The organism is Halobaculum sp. CBA1158 (genome assembly GCF_021431925.1).
GTDB lineage: Archaea > Halobacteriota > Halobacteria > Halobacteriales > Haloferacaceae > Halobaculum.
The window spans coordinates 1329549-1345707 of record NZ_CP090371.1 but is presented as its reverse complement, the minus strand read 5'-3'; the positions used below and the strand labels follow the sequence as shown (position 1 = coordinate 1345707).

General features: G+C 69.6%; 19 protein-coding genes, 1 tRNA gene and 1 pseudogene. 11 read left to right on the top strand and 10 right to left on the bottom strand.

Features of this window, described 5'->3' with window-relative positions; all coding sequences use genetic code 11:
- Nucleotides 1–28 precede the first annotated feature (28 nt).
- A complete protein-coding gene (locus tag Hbl1158_RS07115; RefSeq protein ID WP_234299350.1) occupies nt 29–745 on the bottom strand; it encodes a hypothetical protein in 717 nt (238 codons plus the stop codon).
- Nucleotides 746–890: 145 nt separating this feature from the next.
- Nucleotides 891–1493 (bottom strand): DUF6149 family protein, encoded by a 603-nt coding sequence (locus tag Hbl1158_RS07110; protein WP_234299349.1) that lies wholly within the window; start codon nt 1491–1493, stop codon nt 891–893.
- A 213-nt stretch (nt 1494–1706) separates the two neighbouring features.
- Between Hbl1158_RS07110 and Hbl1158_RS07105 the strand changes: the two genes are divergently transcribed.
- The 3 genes from Hbl1158_RS07105 to mptA all read left to right on the top strand — a co-directional run bounded on the left by Hbl1158_RS07105 (nt 1707) and on the right by mptA (nt 4783).
- Nucleotides 1707–2951, top strand: a complete 1245-nt coding sequence (locus Hbl1158_RS07105) for an FAD-dependent oxidoreductase (RefSeq protein WP_234299348.1) — start codon at nt 1707–1709, stop codon at nt 2949–2951.
- A 240-nt stretch (nt 2952–3191) separates the two neighbouring features.
- Entirely contained in the window at nt 3192–3608 is a 417-nt protein-coding gene (locus tag Hbl1158_RS07100) for a hypothetical protein (protein ID WP_234299347.1), read from the top strand.
- Between the two features lie 248 nt (nt 3609–3856).
- Nucleotides 3857–4783 carry a GTP cyclohydrolase MptA gene (gene mptA / locus Hbl1158_RS07095; protein WP_234299346.1) on the top strand — a complete coding sequence of 309 codons (927 nt, stop codon included), beginning with the start codon at nt 3857–3859 and terminating at the stop codon, nt 4781–4783.
- Nucleotides 4784–4825: 42 nt separating this feature from the next.
- Here the strand turns inward: mptA and Hbl1158_RS07090 are convergent, their stop codons facing one another.
- From Hbl1158_RS07090 to Hbl1158_RS07070, 5 genes are all read right to left on the bottom strand, one after another.
- The gene (locus Hbl1158_RS07090) at nt 4826–5629 is read right to left on the bottom strand and encodes a TrmB family transcriptional regulator (protein WP_234299345.1); all 804 of its coding nucleotides are present in this window, start codon (nt 5627–5629) and stop codon (nt 4826–4828) included.
- 147 nt (nt 5630–5776) lie between these two features.
- On the bottom strand, nt 5777–7342 hold the full coding sequence (locus tag Hbl1158_RS07085; protein ID WP_234299344.1) for a DUF255 domain-containing protein: 1566 nt from the start codon (nt 7340–7342) through the stop codon (nt 5777–5779).
- A gap of 79 nt (nt 7343–7421) precedes the next feature.
- Nucleotides 7422–8141 (bottom strand): hypothetical protein, encoded by a 720-nt coding sequence (locus tag Hbl1158_RS07080; RefSeq protein WP_234299343.1) that lies wholly within the window; start codon nt 8139–8141, stop codon nt 7422–7424.
- Entirely contained in the window at nt 8128–8490 is a 363-nt protein-coding gene (locus Hbl1158_RS07075; protein ID WP_234299342.1) for a hypothetical protein, read from the bottom strand. Before Hbl1158_RS07075 ends, Hbl1158_RS07080 begins: the two co-directional genes overlap by 14 nt.
- Nucleotides 8487–8774, bottom strand: a complete 288-nt coding sequence (locus tag Hbl1158_RS07070; RefSeq protein WP_234299341.1) for a hypothetical protein — start codon at nt 8772–8774, stop codon at nt 8487–8489. The genes Hbl1158_RS07075 and Hbl1158_RS07070 overlap by 4 nt, the downstream gene beginning before the upstream one ends.
- Nucleotides 8775–8869: 95 nt before the next feature.
- Here Hbl1158_RS07070 and Hbl1158_RS07065 point away from each other — a divergent pair, with 95 nt between their 5' ends.
- Together Hbl1158_RS07065 and Hbl1158_RS07060 are read left to right on the top strand one after the other, a co-directional pair.
- Complete coding sequence (locus tag Hbl1158_RS07065; protein WP_234299491.1) at nt 8870–9481, top strand: FxsA family protein; 612 nt, start codon at nt 8870–8872, stop codon at nt 9479–9481.
- 116 nt (nt 9482–9597) lie between these two features.
- Nucleotides 9598–9671, top strand: a tRNA-Ile gene (locus tag Hbl1158_RS07060).
- A gap of 299 nt (nt 9672–9970) precedes the next feature.
- Here the strand turns inward: Hbl1158_RS07060 and Hbl1158_RS07055 are convergent.
- A pseudogene (locus Hbl1158_RS07055) lies at nt 9971–10221 on the bottom strand (type II toxin-antitoxin system HicA family toxin).
- A complete protein-coding gene (locus Hbl1158_RS07050) occupies nt 10218–10421 on the bottom strand; it encodes a type II toxin-antitoxin system HicB family antitoxin (protein WP_234299340.1) in 204 nt (67 codons plus the stop codon). Before Hbl1158_RS07050 ends, Hbl1158_RS07055 begins: the two are co-directional and overlap by 4 nt.
- 310 nt (nt 10422–10731) lie before the next feature.
- Between Hbl1158_RS07050 and Hbl1158_RS07045 the strand changes: the two genes are divergently transcribed.
- The 6 genes from Hbl1158_RS07045 (at nt 10732) to Hbl1158_RS07020 (ending at nt 15327) form a co-directional block, all read left to right on the top strand.
- Nucleotides 10732–10947: a hypothetical protein gene (locus Hbl1158_RS07045; protein ID WP_234299339.1), complete on the top strand. Its 216-nt coding sequence runs from the start codon at nt 10732–10734 to the stop codon at nt 10945–10947.
- 183 nt (nt 10948–11130) lie between these two features.
- Nucleotides 11131–12252, top strand: coding sequence for an amidohydrolase (locus tag Hbl1158_RS07040; RefSeq protein ID WP_234299338.1), 1122 nt, complete (start codon nt 11131–11133; stop codon nt 12250–12252).
- 114 nt (nt 12253–12366) lie between these two features.
- A complete protein-coding gene (locus Hbl1158_RS07035; RefSeq protein WP_234299337.1) occupies nt 12367–12678 on the top strand; it encodes a hypothetical protein in 312 nt (103 codons plus the stop codon).
- Nucleotides 12679–12731: 53 nt separating this feature from the next.
- Nucleotides 12732–14039, top strand: coding sequence for an alkaline phosphatase family protein (locus Hbl1158_RS07030; RefSeq protein WP_234299336.1), 1308 nt, complete (start codon nt 12732–12734; stop codon nt 14037–14039).
- A 79-nt stretch (nt 14040–14118) separates the two neighbouring features.
- Complete coding sequence (locus Hbl1158_RS07025; protein ID WP_234299490.1) at nt 14119–14367, top strand: hypothetical protein; 249 nt, start codon at nt 14119–14121, stop codon at nt 14365–14367.
- A gap of 81 nt (nt 14368–14448) precedes the next feature.
- Nucleotides 14449–15327, top strand: coding sequence for a homoserine kinase (locus Hbl1158_RS07020; protein ID WP_234299335.1), 879 nt, complete (start codon nt 14449–14451; stop codon nt 15325–15327).
- 7 nt (nt 15328–15334) lie between these two features.
- On the opposite strand, the gene Hbl1158_RS07015 is transcribed toward Hbl1158_RS07020, so the two are convergent.
- Complete coding sequence (locus Hbl1158_RS07015) at nt 15335–15970, bottom strand: thiol-disulfide oxidoreductase DCC family protein (protein WP_234299334.1); 636 nt, start codon at nt 15968–15970, stop codon at nt 15335–15337.
- Between the last annotated feature and the right edge of the window lie 189 nt (nt 15971–16159).

The window sequence follows — 16159 nt, the reverse complement described above, 5'->3', positions numbered from 1 at the left end:
CCGGCGCGGTTCGTCGGCCGCGCGGCGGTCACCCCAGCGCCGGCGCGACCGGAACCAACTGGGGTGAGCCCGAAAACAGCGCCGCAGCCACGAGGTAGTACAGGGCGGCGGCCACCAGCGCGTCGGCGCGAACGACCGACGACGCCGAGAGCAACCGACCGACGCCCGCTATCGGCCGACCGACCCCTCCGAGGCGACTGTCAGTTTCCTTCGACCGATCCCACAACGCGCGTGAGGCCGCGGGTTCGGGGGTCGCGTGCGCCGCCACAGCGAAGCCGAGCCACGAGAGCATCCACCAGGCGAGCGTCCAGAACTCGACGGCGAGCATCGACGCCGCGAACAGCGCCGTCGCGATCAGGAGAGCCGCGACGGGCGGGAGCGCCGTGGCCGCCAGCACGCTCGTGTACGTCGGGGCGCGCCGGTAGTCGGCCGCGGCGGTCGCCGACACGCTCGGAGGACCCGGTCGTCGAAACGCGACCCCGCCGTCGGTTCGCGCCGCGGACCGACTCCCCTCCCCGGCGGGCCCGCCGTCCGTACCCTGACGACCGGTGACCGGACCGGCGTCGCCGGAGCCGCGTCCGGAATCGGAATCGGAGCCGGACCCGATCTCGATACCGGCCCGACCCGGCGGCACAGCACACCGGTCGGCGGCGGCGGCCTGAAGCGAGGTGGCGACCACGAGTCCGGGAAACGTCGCGAGGGTGAACCCGGTCCCCGCGAGACGGTAGAGCGTGGCGATGGGCATACCTCCGGCTGTACGGACGCGCCACTTGAACGCACCCCGCCGATTCTCGAAGGTGAGACGCCGCGGGAATCACTCCGCCGGCGGTTCGTCGGTCGGGTCCCGGTTCGTGAGTCCGTCGGTGGTTCGCCGGTCCGGCCGTGACCCGTCAGTCCGCCCGTGCTTCCTCGTCGAGGTCGTCGACGCCCGGTGCGGCGGTCACGTCCACGTCATCGGGCTCGTCGCGACCGCCGACGTGCATCTCGCCGTGTTCGCCTTCGACGTACGCGTCGTCGGCGAAGCCGGCCACGGCGTTCTCGAACTCGCCCGCTTCCATGCGCTCGGGCGTCCTGGGCGCGTCGGCGACGCCGTCGACGGGCCGGAACTCTCCGAGGGGGTCGTCGATCGTGATCCCGTAGCGCGTGAAGAACTCCTCGTACCGGCGGTAGTGCTCCTCCAGTTCGTCGGCGGGGATCTCCATCATCTCCGCCCAGCCGTGGGTGAAGAAGTCGAAGTTGGCCTGGACGTGGGTGATCTCGCGGGCCTCCGCCTCGGGATAGCCCGCCTCGAGCGCCGCGACGTAGGTCTCCATCGTCGCGTCGAAGAAGTCGTCGAGGTGTGCGCGCCGCTCCTCGCGACGGTCCTCGTCGGCCTTGTTCAGGAAGATGTCGGTGTGCATGTCGACGAGCCTGTCGTTGACGTAGTCGCCGACGACCGGCGTGGTGAGCGCGCGCTTTGCGGCCCAATGGCGGACGTTCTGGCGGAGCTTCATACACACGTGTTGGGGGTGGACATCCTTGAATGTGCGCCGGATCGGCGTGTGAACCCGCGACTGGACAGGAGACCGAGCGCCGATCGGTCGGTCACCCGGCGGCTGGGGGAGTCCGTTCAGTCCGGAGGGTCCGGTGAATCACCATTGGTACGGACTCTCGTGAATCCTCACGTCGATAGCAACCCACATTAACCCCGAATCCGAATCGCCGGTATGAGCGAGTCGTTCGTCATCATCGGTGACGGGATCGCCGGCAGTTCCGCCGCCGAGACCCTCCGGGAGGAGTCACCCGACGCCGATATCACGGTCATCACGGACGAGGGGGAGGCCCTGTACAATCGCATCCTCATCAAGGAGTTCGCGAAGGGGAAGCTCCCCGAGGCTCCCATCTCCATCCACGAGGAGGACTGGTACGCCGAGCGCGACATCGACCTCGAGTTGAACACGCTCGTCACGGACATCCGGACCGACGACCACGAGGTCGAAACCCACGAGGGGGACGTGCTCGAGTACGACAAGCTGCTCCTCGCGGTCGGTGGCACGCCCCAACAGCTCCCCGTCGAGGGCAGCGACGCCGAGGGCGTCCATCACTTCTGGACGTTCCAGGACGCCCGGCGGATCCGCGAGTCCGCCGAGGCGGCCGACGACGCCGTCATCGTCGGGGCGGGACTGCTCGGCATCGACCTGGCGGCCATCTGCGGCGCACAGGACATCGAGGGCAAGTACCTGATGCGCGGCGACTCCTGGTGGCGCTACGCGCTCGACGAGGAGGGCGCGGAGATCATGCACGAGGCGATGCGCGAGCGCGGCGTCGAGCCCGTGTTCCAGTCGGGCGTCGACCACTTCGAGACGGACGACTCGGGTCACGTGACGGCCGCGATCGACCCCAACGGCGACCGGTACGAGGCCGACTTCGCGGGCGTCGCCATCGGCCTGAACCTCAACACCGAACTGGTCGAGGACACGCCCGTCGAGACGGACGACGGAATCGTCGTCGACGAGTTCATGCAGACGACCGACGAGGACGTGTTCGCCGCCGGCGACATCACCCGCTTTTACGACGTGATCCTCGGCGAGCAGGCCCAAAACGGCGCGTGGGGCAGCGCGAAAGAGCAGGGCACCGTCGCCGCCAAGAACATGCTCGAGTACGGCTCCGAGGAGTTCCGCTGGGTGTCCTCCTACTCGATCACGCACTTCGACTTCCCGTTCCTCTCGTTCGGTCATCCGACGCTGGGCGACGACGAGGTCATGCGCACGTTCGGCGACGACGAGTGGCGTCGCCTCGCGCTGAAGGACGGCAAGATCGTCGGCGGCGTCCTCATCGGAAACCTCGCGCCGCAGTCGGCCTACAAACAGCTCATGCGCGAGCAGGTCGACGTGAGCGGGCAGAAGGACCTCCTCATGGCCGAGGAGTTCTCCGTGGACGACCTCGAACTCGAGGGCGCGACCGCGGAGTAGTCCGGACTCCGAGTGGTCCGGTGTCCGAGCAGTCCGGTGTCCGAGCAGTCCGATGTCCGAGCAGTCCGATGTCTGAGCGGCACGACTCGCGGGCGACGACACCGCCGGCCGCGACTCCCCCGCGGCGACACAGGGGGCTGCGACTCGCCGGGGACCACACCGGAGCCCGCGACGCTACCGGCGACCGATTTCGGGCCGGCGGACCGACACCGTTTTCGGCGGCTCTCTCCGAGTGCGGGTATGAACGGCGGCGGCTCGACCGACATGACGCTCGCCTTCGAGTTGGACGCACTCAAGTCGCTGGCGGACCCGAACGCCGTGTTTAACGACGCGCGCGGGTGGACCGAGTACGTCGGCGTGGTCTCCGAGAAACCCACGTACGTCGTCACCAACTTCACCAGGAAGCACCGCGTCCGCCAGGACTTCTTCTCGGGTCCTCGCGGCGTGGTCGAGTCGCTGGAGAACGTCAAGCGGCAGTTCGACACCGACCGCCACGTGTTCGTCGGGATCACCGACGACGACCGCGCGGTCGCCGAAGAGACCGGCTGGGAGTTCCTCCCTCTGGAACAGGCGGCCGAGGCGGCCGACTGGGCGACGACCGATCCCGACGAGGAGGCCGACCCGTTCGCCGAAGAGGAGCGCGACGACTGGCCCTGAGGGGCCGTCGCTCGCGTTCGCCGTCTCGCGCGTCCGCCCCCGCGACTGTCCCGCACGCGTCGTCGCCTGCGACTGTCCCGCACGCGTCGTCGCCTGCGGCCGTCCCGCACGCGTCGTCCTCGGCGACCGTCACGGCGTGCCGTCGCGGGCGACCCAGTTCCCGGCCGTAGTCCCCGAATGCCGGCCGAGGTAGCGGCTTCAGGTTTCGAAACCACTAATCAGCGTCGACCCTTGGGAGTATTCACTCAATGAGTCACCAGTTGCCGGACGTGCAGGCCTCGCGACCGGACGTCTCCGTCGGCTTGAGTCAGGTCGGCGTCACCGGCGTCGAGAAGCTCGTCACGATCGACCGCGGCGGCGACCGTCCCTGGGTGTTCATGGCCGAGTTCGAGGTGTTCGTGGACCTCCCCGGGGAGCGCAAGGGGATCGACATGAGCCGGAACATGGAGGTCATCGACGAGGTGCTCGAGGCGGCCACCAGCGAGGAGGCGTACCGCATCGAGGACGTCTGCGGCGACGCCGCCGAACGCCTGCTGGCGAAACACGACTACACGTCGACCGCGGAGGTCGAGATGACCGCCGAGTTGGTCACCCGCGAGCAGACGCCCGCATCCGGCAGGGAGACGCAGGCCACTTCGACGGTGATCGCGAGCGCCGTCGCCGACGAGGACGGCACCCGCGAGGAGATCGGCGCTGAAGTCACCGGCATGACCGTCTGTCCGTGTTCGCAGGGGATGTCGGCCTCGCGCGCCCGCGAGAAACTGGACGAACTCGGCGTCGACGACGAGACCGCCGAGGAGTTCCTCGAGACGGTTCCCCAGCCGGGTCACTCCCAGCGCGGGCACGCCACGCTCACGTTCACCGCCGACGGCACGCCCGACGTGGACCTGCTGGACGTGATCGACACCGCCCGCGAGGCGATGAGCGGGCGCATCTACAACTACGCGAAGCGCCCCGACGAGGATCACATGACGTATCAGGCGCACATGGACGCGAAGTTCGTCGAGGACTGCGTCCGGTCGCTCGCCGAGGAGGTCGTCGACCGATACGACCACCTCGCCGACGACGTGGTCGTCCGCATGAAGCAGTCGAACGACGAGTCGATCCACCAGCACAACGCCCACGCCGAGCGCGACCTCTCGATGGGCGCGCTCCGCGAGGAGTTGGGCGAGTAGTCGGGGTCGTCTCGACGCGACCAGGACGGAATCGCGGACCGGTCAGATCGACAGCGGCTCCGCCTCCTCCCACCGCTCGCGGAACGTCCGGCGGACGTCGCCGGCGAACTCTCGGTCCTTCAGGTCGATCATCGCGAACGACTCGTCGGGGTCGACCGGGCTCGGCACCTCCATGCACACCTCGGCGTCGTCGACGAGGGTGAACGTTCCCCGAAGTCCCGGAGCCGTTCGCACCGAAAAGTTCGGGTGATCGGCCATCCGGTCGAAGTACCGCCGGCCGACGCTCTCGGGGAGCCGGTCGGGAAGCTCCTCCGAGAGCAACACCGACACGTCGACGCCGCGCTCGAGGGCTCCCTCCAACTCCTCGACGACCGCCTCGCCCACGTCGCCGATGTCGAGTCCGGAGGCCGGTGTGGCGGCGATCATGACGACGCGCTCGTCGGCGGCGGCGACGCGTTCGAGCAGGAGGTCGGCGGTCTCCTCGGGGCCGAGCGCGGCCGTCCAGAACTGCTCGTCGGGCGGTTCTCCGGCCTCCAACTCCGTCGACAGCTCGTCGACGACCGCCTCGTACTGCTCGGCCTGCTCGTCGAGCTCGCGCTTCTTTTCCTCCAGCAGGCGGTCGAGCGCGGCGTCCGGCTCGACCGCGAGGTACTTCTTGGGTCGGCTCGCGGCCTGACTCCGCGCGAGTCGGTGGCGTTCCAGGCTGTTGAGCACGTCGTACACTCGCCCCATCGGCACGCCGCTCGCGTCTGACAACTCCTTTGCCGTTGCCGGGCCGACATCGAGAAGCGATCGATACGCGCGAGACTCGTACTCAGAGAGCCCCAGGTCACGAAGGTCTGCCATGCGCGTCGCTGGGGAGCTACTCACTAAAACCACACGACAGTTTACCGCGAGGGCGACGCGGCCGACCACCCGCACGGGGCGGTCGTCGACGGCACCTGACGCCGCACACACCGCCACACCGCACACACCGCTCACGTCGCCGTCGAACTACTCGGCGGCGTCGGCGACGCGGTCCATCAGCGCGGCCGGCGAGTCGGCGGGGTCGGCGTCGCGGCCGCGGAGGACGGCCGACCCGTCGGGCGCGCGGTCGCTTTCGGGGACGACGACCTTCTCGTGGTCGGCGACGCGCAGCGCCGCCCGATGGAGGTCCGAGCCGACGGGCGCGCCCACGTCGACGACGAGCGGGTCTCGGGTGAGCCGGGCCGCGACCGAGCCGTAGCCGGCGACCTGGACGCCCATGCGGTCGGCCGCACCCGCGAATGCGCCCACAGCCGCCTCGGCGCGCTCGCGATAGGCGTCCTCGCCGGTCAGCGCCGCTAGGTCCACCAGGGCGTCGGCGAACTCGACGACCCCGTCGATCGGCCGAAGCGGGCGGTCGAGCATCCCCGCGCCCGCGGCCGGCCCGTCGCGGAAGGCGGCCTCGTCGCCGAGCACGTCGACCGCACGGTCGGCGACTGCGCGCGCGCGGTCGACCCCATCGCCGAGCACGGACTCGGCCCGACAGAACGCGGCGACGACGCGACCGACGTCCTCCAGGAGGTCCGTCTCGGTGTCGTCGGCGTCGACGTGGCGGACGGTGCCGTCGGCGTCGACGAGCGTCTCGCGGAGGTACGCGAGCGCGTCCTCGGCCGAGCGGCGGGCGTCCCCGTCGTCGGTGTACGCCGCGAGCGCCAGCAGCGCGTCGGCCGCGAGCGCGTTGCCGCCGGCGTACGCCGTCAGATCGGTTCGCTCGCCGTCGGGACCGACGCTCGCCCCGTAGGCGAAGCCCGACCACAACTCGGCGTCGAGGAAGCTCCGGATCGACTCGGCGGTCTCCCGATAGCTGTCGTCGCCGGTGTACAGGTACGCGTCGGCGAACGAACGCAACACGGCGGCGTCGTCGACGAGCAGTTTCTCGCGGGCGGGGTTCGACCAGTCGCGGGCGGCCGCATACCGGAACACGCCGCCGTCGTCGTCGACGAGGTTGCGCTCGATCGCATCGAGCGTCTGCGTCGCCTTGTAGCGGTCGCGCTTGAGCGCGAACGCGACCGTCCGCGGGAGGGGGAACTTCGCGTCGTCGCCCCAGCCGGCGAACTCCGGGTCCCACTGGGCGTCGAGTTGGCCCGCGAGGTGTTCCTCGATGGCGGAGGTGACGGGGCCGGCGGGCGTCTCGTTGCCGGCCAACTCCCGGGGGACGCGCCCGGCGGCCTCGCCCTCGGCGTCCCACGTCTCGCGGACGCGGTCGAGCACCGACCGGAAGCCGTCCGGACCGAGATACGTCGCGCCCGTGAGGAGTTCGCCCGTCGGCGTCGTGAACACCGTGGAGGGGAACCCGCCCATGTTGTAGCGCTCGCGAACGCGTGGCTCGCGGTCCACGTCGACCTTCACGGGCACGAAGCCGTCGTTGACGTTGGCGGCGATTCGGGGCTCGCCGAACGTCTCGACGAGCATCTCGTGGCAGTCGTCACACCACGTCGCCGTCAGGAACAGCAACACCGGATCGCCGGATCGGTCGGCGGCGTCGAACGCGTCGTGGCCCCACTCGCGCCAGTCGACGCGCGTCTCGTCGGTCATATCCGCGTTCCGGGACGGCGGAACCTAAAGTCGGCGTTCACCGACCGCCGCGGACCGGCCCGCCGGCCCGCCGGCCGCCTCACTCCGATCGGTCCTCGACGCGGTCGCAGAGGCCGCTGAAGCTGGCGAGCGTCTGCTCGGTCACCGACTCGCCCGCGATCGCGTACACGGCCCGGACCTCCTGCTCGCGGCACTGGCGGACGAGGTGGCTGACGAGTCGGTGGAGCCGGTCGTCGGCCGCGTACATCAACAGCGTCGAGACGTTGTCCAGCACCACCCACCCCTCGCCGTCGGCGACGTACCGCATCCCCTCGGCGAAGGCCATGGAGATCCCCGTGAGGTCGTTCGGCGAGACGGCGTCGGTGCACCACATCGGACCGTCGTACGCGACGGGCGACCCCGAGATCGGGACGACGCCGACCGATCGCGGATCGATCCCGCGCCGTTCGACCGCGCGTTCGATCCGGTTGGGGTCCCGGACCGTGATCAACAGCAGGTTCGAGAACGCCTCGTCGGGAAGATGCCCCAGGGGTCCGCTCATCGCGCCGGTGACGAGTAACACCTGCTCGCCCGTCTCGGCCGAGAGCCACTCGTCGGGGCGCTCTCGTTCCGACCCGCCGTCGGTCCGAACGGGCACGCGGCGGCGCGCCCGGTCAGCGTTGTCACTAAATTCGTGGTCGCTGCCCCTGATGCTGTCGCCGTCGCGGTCGCCGGCGCTACCCCGGTCGCCGGTGGGACCGACGACTTCGACGTCCCCGCGGTCGACGGCGACGTCCGGATCGGGATCAGTCCTCGGCACGCTCGAACCCTCCGTCGGTGTCGTCGTCGGTCGCGACGGCGTGCGTCTCGACCCCGTCGGTCGGGTCGTCGTCGACGCGGACGAACTCCCTCGCGAACAGGTACAGCGCCCCGAGGAGCGTCAGGTCCGCGGCCGCGTGGACCGCCTCAGCGAGCGCCTCGTAGGGCGTGAACTGAGCGATGATAGAACTCACCGTGAACACGAGGAGGGTGGTCGCGAGCAGACCGATCCCCCACGTGTGCATCACGTTCGGCGCGTACGCGACCGTCGGGTACACCAGCAGTACGCTCAGCGAGACCAGCGCGAGCGTCTGCACGAGCAGCACCAGCTCCGCGGACGGGACGGTCACAGCGCCCTCCGTCCCGTGAGTAGGAGCAGTAGTTGTCCGACGGCGTACGTGACGAGCACGAGCGCGACGCTCCCCACGACGAGCTCGACCAGTCGGAACTGTGCGGCGTTGCCGGCGAGCGTCTTCCCCGCGGCCAACAGCAGGTACAGCGCGGTTATCGGCACCAGCGGACGAAGGAACCGACCGAAGGGGGCGTCGCGGTACCCCCGCGCGGCCACGACCGCGAGCGGGAGACACGCGCCCAGGACCGCGACCTGCACGAGTCGAAACGCGTCCGCGAGCATGCTCCCAGCATGCGCACTCGCCCCTATTGGTGTACCGGTTCCGCCGATCCAACGAAAAGGGCTATACACGACCGTCGGGAATCTCGGGTATGCGCATCCGGGTCCGCTACCTGCTCGTGGCGCTGCTTGCGATCCCGCTCGCGGACGCGGCGTTCCTGCTGTGGGTGGCGACGAACCTCCTCACGGCGGTCCAGACGGTCGCGCTGGTCGTGCTCACCGGGCTGCTCGGTATGCTACTCGTGCGCGCCGAGGGCCGCCACACCCTCCGGTCGGTCCAGCGAAAGCTCGCGACCGGCGAGGTCCCGACGGGCGAACTGCTCGACGGCGCGCTGTTGATCGCCGCCGGCGCGTTCTTGCTCACGCCGGGGCTCGTCACCGACGCGATCGGATTCCTCCTCGCGATCCCGCCGACGAGATACCCGATCCGCGAACTGCTCCGGCGCTACGTCGTCGTCCCGTACCTCGACCGGAAGGCGGACGGCTTCGTCACCGGCACGGTCTGGACCGCCGGCTTCCCCGACGGGGACGGCGACCCCCGCGGCAACGGCGGGCCGACCGCCGGGTTCGGCGGCCCCGGCGGCCCGAACGGCTCCGGCGGCACGGCCGACTCCGGGACCGCCGGCGACGCTGACTCCGCCGACCGCGACCGCGACGACGTGATCGACGTGAACTTCGAGGAAGTCGACGACGACGACCGTGGCCGGTAAGCCCGGAGTCGTCGGTCGCCGACGCCGCTTCGACTCGTGAGAACGCATGACGCGGCGGCGATGCCGAACGGAAACGCTTAACCGATCCCTCGCGCTACTCGGAGACGCGCTCACCTGGGCCAATAGCTCAGTCAGGTTGAGCGCTCGGCTGATAACCGGGAGGTCTCCGGTTCAAATCCGGATTGGCCCATCCACGGTATCACCGGCCCTTGGTCGGTGAGAATTGGGCCATTGGCTCCCCAGCCACCCAATTTCGGCGTTCTACCAACACTACCGACACGGGTAATCCAGCGTCTAATCATCCGCTCATCACCCCCGGGTCCACACCTACGCCCCACAGGTCTTGGCTCTGGAAGGACGAGGCGACTCGAGGGAGCACCACCCACCCGACGAGTAGCGCCGCCGAGCCGAGGACGACTCCTACGGCGCGGGATCGTTCCGTGACGGCCGTGGAGGATCCGTGTGACCGGTTCCGTCGCTACCGGCGGGTCAGCGGTGTTCGTCGATCCAGTAGCACCATTCCCCGAAGTCGTCGGCACCACATTGGTCGGCGATGCTCTGGAGCGTCCCGATCTTCACTCGGTCGTGAAGCGGGACCGTCAGGGTTCGACCTCTCCCGTGTCCGGGTTCGTGTACTTCATGATCGCGTGACTCCCCCGCTGGCGGTCCTTTCGGTAGTCGAACTTCCGAAGCACGTCGACGATCTCGCGTCCGGAAAAGTCGCGCGGCGGGCCTGTCACGCGTCGAACCACGGAGCGTCCGCTTCGGGAGCCTCCGTGTCGTCCTCGCGTGCTTCGATCGTGAGTTCGACCGCCTCGTCGAGGTTCGCGAGCGCTTCCTCGCGCGTCTCGCCTTGGCTCGCGACGCCGACTTCCTCGTCGATCGCCGACCAGCCTCCGTCGTCCTCCTCGATGAGACTGATCTTGCGTCCCGAGCTCATACGAACGGTTACGAGAAGGCCCGAGAAAAGCGTTCGGTCGGTTCTCTCGTGGCGCTACGAGTACTCGCGAATCTCGCGGACGGATCGACGGGGTCCTACTGTCCAGAATCGGGCGAAAACCTTCGGTCAATCCGTCGCCTCGGGATCCTCTCCCGCAAGGTACCGGCGTCGCCCCTCAGTTATCCGGTAGAATGTCTCTCGCTCCGGCATTGTCCCGATGACCTGTCAATTCGTGAGGTGACGGTGAAATCCTACGGGAGGACGCGCAGACGTACCGCGTCGAGATCGCGGAGGACAGAGGTGCAAGCCGGTGACGCTGGACGTGACCCGGAACGTCGTCGGCCGGACGGACTCGATCTCCGACGGGTCGACGAGTGCGAACATCGAGGCGTGGGATCTCCGCTTCTCGACACACGATGGCGAGCAGATCGTGATCCGGCTAGACCCCGCCGACATGTACGAACTCTGGACGGAGGTTCGCGGTGTCCCGTGGCCGACGGTTCACCGGGATCCGGAGCGTCGCTAGCGCGACAAACTCGTCCGCGACATCGCGGCTCGGGCGAACGTAGCGAGCGAAGCAGAGCCGCGCGAGGCGCTGGACGCGCTGGGGCGTCACGGATGAGCGAGGATCTCGACCCCGTGACGCCGGCTTCCTCGCCGAGTTTCGAGGTGGGAAAAAAGCTATCATTCGAGGAGTACAGTCGGCGGTATGCCCAGGTTGACCGATCGGCGGTCGTTCCTCGCCGCGCTGACGGCCGGCCTCGCCGGCTGTGGCGCGTCGACGCGGGAGGCCACCGAGACCGGGACGTCGACCCCGACCTCGACGCGGTCGCCGACAGCGTCGGCGACAGCGACGGCGACCCCGGAGACCACGAGCGAACCGGTGCCGACGCGCGAGTGGCCCGACGAGTACTACGACGGGCCGCTGATTTCGGTCCACGAGCACATGATCGGCTCCGACGGCTACGCCGTCGCCAGGGACGACCTCGGCTGGTACGTCGACTGGATGTCTCGTAACCGGGTCGAACGGGTCGTGGCGATCACGGGCGACCCGCTGATGGACGCGGTCGGTCGGTACGACGATCGGCTGATCCCGTCGGCGTTCGCGTACAACGAGTTCCTCGACGAGTTCGACACGGCCGTAGAGAGCTTCCAGCAGCGACTCGCGGAGTACGACTACAGGGCGATCGGCGAGATGCGTCCCCCCTACGACATGGTCGAGGACCCGCCCGCGATGGACCACGAGACGCTGCTGGGGGTTTACGACCTCGCCGCCGAAGCGGGCGTCCCGGTGCTGCTCCACGGGCCGGAGGTGTATCGTCACTCCGAGGAGACGCTCGAAAACGCCGAGGATCCGCTGGACTTCCCGAAGTGGCGGAATCTCGAGGCGGCGTACGCCCACAACCGCGACACGCAGTTCGTCGTTCACTCGACGTACAACTGGGACGAGATGACCGACGGAGCGATCGCCGCCGGCGTCCTGGAACGAAACCCGAACGTGACCTACGACCTCTCGGGGAGAGAGCTCACCCCCTTCGCGTACGAGGACGGAGAGATGACCGAGAGACGGTTCGAGGAACTGATCGCCGAGCGGGGCGTTCGAGGCCACGCCGAGGAGTTCTACGAGGAGCACGCGACGATACTCGAGGAGTACTCCGATCGGTTGGCGTGGGGGCTGGACGCGGGCCACGAGTGGCACTACACCGACTGGGTGCTCGACACGTGGGTCGACATCACTCGTGCGGTTCTCGGGCGGCTACCCGAGGAGAACGCCCGGGACATCGGCTACCGGAACGCGGCGGAGCTGTTCGGCCTCGACGTGACCCGGTAGCGTCATCCGTCGCGTACGGCCGTCGCCGACCCGAGCCGCCGGCGTCGACGCGACTCGCGACGTCCACCGCCTCGAACCGCGGGGTTCTCCTTCCCGGAGCCCCGAGAGCGACGTATGGCCGAGGAATCAGGGCTGCGCGACCGGGTGACCCGCGACAGGCTGCTGCTTGCCGTGGTGTTGCTCGTCGGCATCGCGGGCACCGGGATCGTCCGACGACAACTCGGTCTGCTCGGCTACAACGGGCTCGGCCGACTCGTGTTCATTCTCGGCTACGGCGGCACGGTCTTCGTCGTCTGGTACGGGTGGATCCGACCGATCGACATCACGGGCCCGAGCGCCGATCGAGATCTCACGCGGGACGACCTCACCCGGGGGGACGCCGACTCGGGCGAGGAGGCGGATCGGCCCGACACCCCCGATCGGTGAACGGTCGCCTCGATCACAACGGCTTCCACGGGCGCGGGCGAGAGACGTGAGTAATGGCTGATAGCTCGAACGAGTCGACATCGGGGCGACGGGGTCCGGTCGAGGAGGCGCTTCCGGGTACCCGACGCGACGGCTACGTGTTTCCCGACTACGACGGCTACTGCTTCGCCGGGATACCGGGGACCGTCGAGGCGACGCTCGGTGTCGACGCCGACCGGCGGCTTCCCGACGACGCCGTGCCCGACGGCGAGTTCTCGAACGTCGTGGTCCTTCTCGTCGACGGCTTCGGCTGGGATCGCTTCACGTCGCTGGAGGGATCGGTGCCGCTGCTCGACTCGCTGTCGAGCGTCGGGCGGGCGAGGCCGCTCACGTCGGTGTATCCCTCGGAGACGGCCGCGGCGATCACGACGATGCACACCGGCGCGACGCCGTCCGAGCACGGGCTGCTGGGCTGGAACGTCCTGCTCCGCGAGCACGGGCTCACCTGTGAATCTCTTCCGTTTCTCGACCGCGACGGCACCGACCTGACGGCTGCGACCGACGGCGCGGTCGAGGGCGCGGACCTGTTCGACGCCGAGCCGGTGTACGAGCGCCTCGACGACGCGGGCGTCGCGTGTCACGCGGTCCAACCGACGGCGGTCGCGGAGGGGCCGTATTCGACGGCCGCGATGTCGGGCGCGACGCGCACCGGCTGTGAGTCGCTTCCGGAGCTGGCGCTGACGGTCCGACGGCGGCTGGAGGCGGACGACGACTCGACGTACGTGTACGCCTACTGGCCGGCGGTCGACGCCGCCGCCCACGCCGAGGGGACGACGTCGGAGCGCTACGACGCCGAGGTGGAGGGGGCCTGTGCGACGCTCGAGCGCGAACTCGCGCGCGTCGACTCCGCGGTCGCCGAGGAGACGCTCCTCGTTGTGACAGCCGATCACGGCCACTTCGACACCGACCCGACGGAGGCCGTGGACCTCTCGACGTACCCGGAGGTGTGGGACCGCCGCGAGCGACACCCCTCCGGGGAGCCGGTCCGGCCGACCGGCGGCCCGCGGAACGTCCACCTCCACCTTCGCGACGGCGCGTCGGTCCAGGTCGTCCGAGACCGGCTCGAGGCGGCCGACTTCGACGCGCGCGTCCTCACGGGGACCGAGGCGCTGGAGGCGAGACTGTTCGGGCCGGGCGAGCCGTCGCCGCTGCTCCGCGAGCGCGTCGGCGACCTCGTCGTGATCGCACGCGACCGGAGCGTGTGGTTCGGTCGGGAGGACCGGAAACTATCGTTCATCGGCACACACGGGGGACAGAGTCCGGCCGAGCAGTACGTTCCGTTTCTCGCGGCCGACCTCGGTGAGTGGCAGCGCGAGCGGTGAGTCACGCGGCGAGCTGGGAGGCGGAAAGGAGGGAGAACGGAACGTTAATGCAGAGCCCGTGGCGATGGGAAGCCAAGAGATGATCCCGCTCCAGATCGTCGACAGTTTCCTGCTCCCGTACAACGTCGGACAGGCGCTGCTGCTCGGGTTCGTTCTGACGACGCTGGCGACGCTCCCGGTCTCGCGGAAGGCGATGGCGCTCAACACGATGCTGTTCGGCGTCATCTTCCTGTTGACGCCGCAGTCGCTCGTCCCGACGCACTACCTCTTCCTCGGCATCGTCCTCTGTGTGATCGGACCGATCGTGTTCGTCTCCGTCAGGCGATAAGCCCGATCGAACGACGGCCACGGAGCGGACGAGGTCGCGTCGAACGTCACGCTTTTGCCCGGTCGGCCGGACCGACGCGGCATGGTAACCGCCCGCGCACCGGCCACCAGCGCGAACCTCGGCAGCGGCTTCGACACCTTCGGCGTCGCGCTCTCGCACCCGGCCGACACCGTCGCCGTCGAGCGCGCCGACGAGACGACGATCGAGGTGACCGGCGCGGGCGCGCAGTTCATCCCGACCGACCCGGAGAAGAACGTCGTCGGCGCGGTCGCGGCGGCGCTCGACGCGCCCGCACACATTCGCATCGACAAGGGGGTTCGGCCCTCCTCGGGGCTGGGATCGTCGGCGGCCTCCGCGGCCGCGGCCGCGGTCGCGCTCGACGAACTGTACGACCGAGGACACTCGCGGGAGGGGCTGATCCCCGCCGCCGCCGAGGGCGAGGCGCTCGTCTCGGGGGAGGCCCACGCCGACAACGTCGCGCCCGCGTTGCTGGGCGGCTTCACCGTCGTCCGTCGCGACGACTCGGCCACGAGCGTCGACGCGCGACTGCCGCTGGTCGCGTGTCTCCCGGAGGTCGTCGTCTCGACGAAGGACGCCCGCGGCGTCGTTCCCGACTCGATGTCGATGGCCGACCACGTCGAGACCGTCGGCAACGCCGCCACGCTGACCGCGGGAATGTGTCAATCCGATCCCGAACTCGTTGGTCACGGCATGGACGACCCCGTGGTCACGCCCGCCCGAGCGGAGCTCATTACCGGCTACGACGCCGTCCGCGAGGCGGCGCTGTCGGCCGGCGCGACCGGCGTGACCGTCAGCGGCGCGGGCCCGAGCCTGCTCGCGGCGTGTCCCTCCGGGAGCCGCCGTCGGGTCGCCGCAGCGATGGTCGAGGCGTTCGCGGACGCCGGCGTCGGGGCGCGCGCCTACCAGACCGAGGTCGGACGCGGCGCGACCGTGCTGTGAGCCGAGGCTACTCCAGCGCCCGTTCGGCGAACCGTTCTCTGATCTCCGGCTCCGGGATCGCACACTCGTCGCGGCGGCCGAACACTCGGTACCGGTAGGTGGCGACGAGGTCGTACGCGCCGTCACGGAGGCGACGCGGCACGACCCGCAGCGCCCACGCCAGGTCCCACGGCGAGTCGAGGCGACGGGCGACTCGAAGCGCCGCGGTCGACCGCTCGTGTGCGCCGTCGCCGTCGACGAGGACGAACGAGTCGTGGCTCTCCGTCGGAAGCCCGTGCTCGGCGAGGAGGGCGCGCCCCACCGGCGACTCCAGCGGCGCGAACCGAAAGACGCCGGCGGTGTCGTGGCGGACGAGGAACCGGATTGCGCCGTGACAGAGGTTGCAGACGCCGTCGAAGAGGACGACCGGATGTCGTTCGGGATCGACGTCAGCGAGCGGATCCGCAGCGTCGCTGTCGCTGGTGGCATCGCCGTCGTCGGAACCGTCGCCGGGGGCGTCGCTATCGACGGACGCGTCGTCGGAACCGTCGCCGAGGGCGTCGCTATCGGCGGACGCGTCGTCGGAACCCTCGCCGTCACCGTCGCCGTCGGCGATACCGTCCGCGACGGCCGAGTTCTCGCTCGGCTTGTGCTCGTCGCTCACGGCGGCGGATACGTCGCGGATCCGTATCAACGCGACGGCCGGTCGACGCTGGGGATGCGCGTCGAGTCACACCCGGCGGTCGGTGCGTCGGGGGTGTACCCGGCGGTCGGTGCTCGGGGGTGGCTGACAGGCGACACGCTCCGCGGCTCCCGCGAAACGGCGTGTCGCACGCCCGCGTGCGTTCCGCGG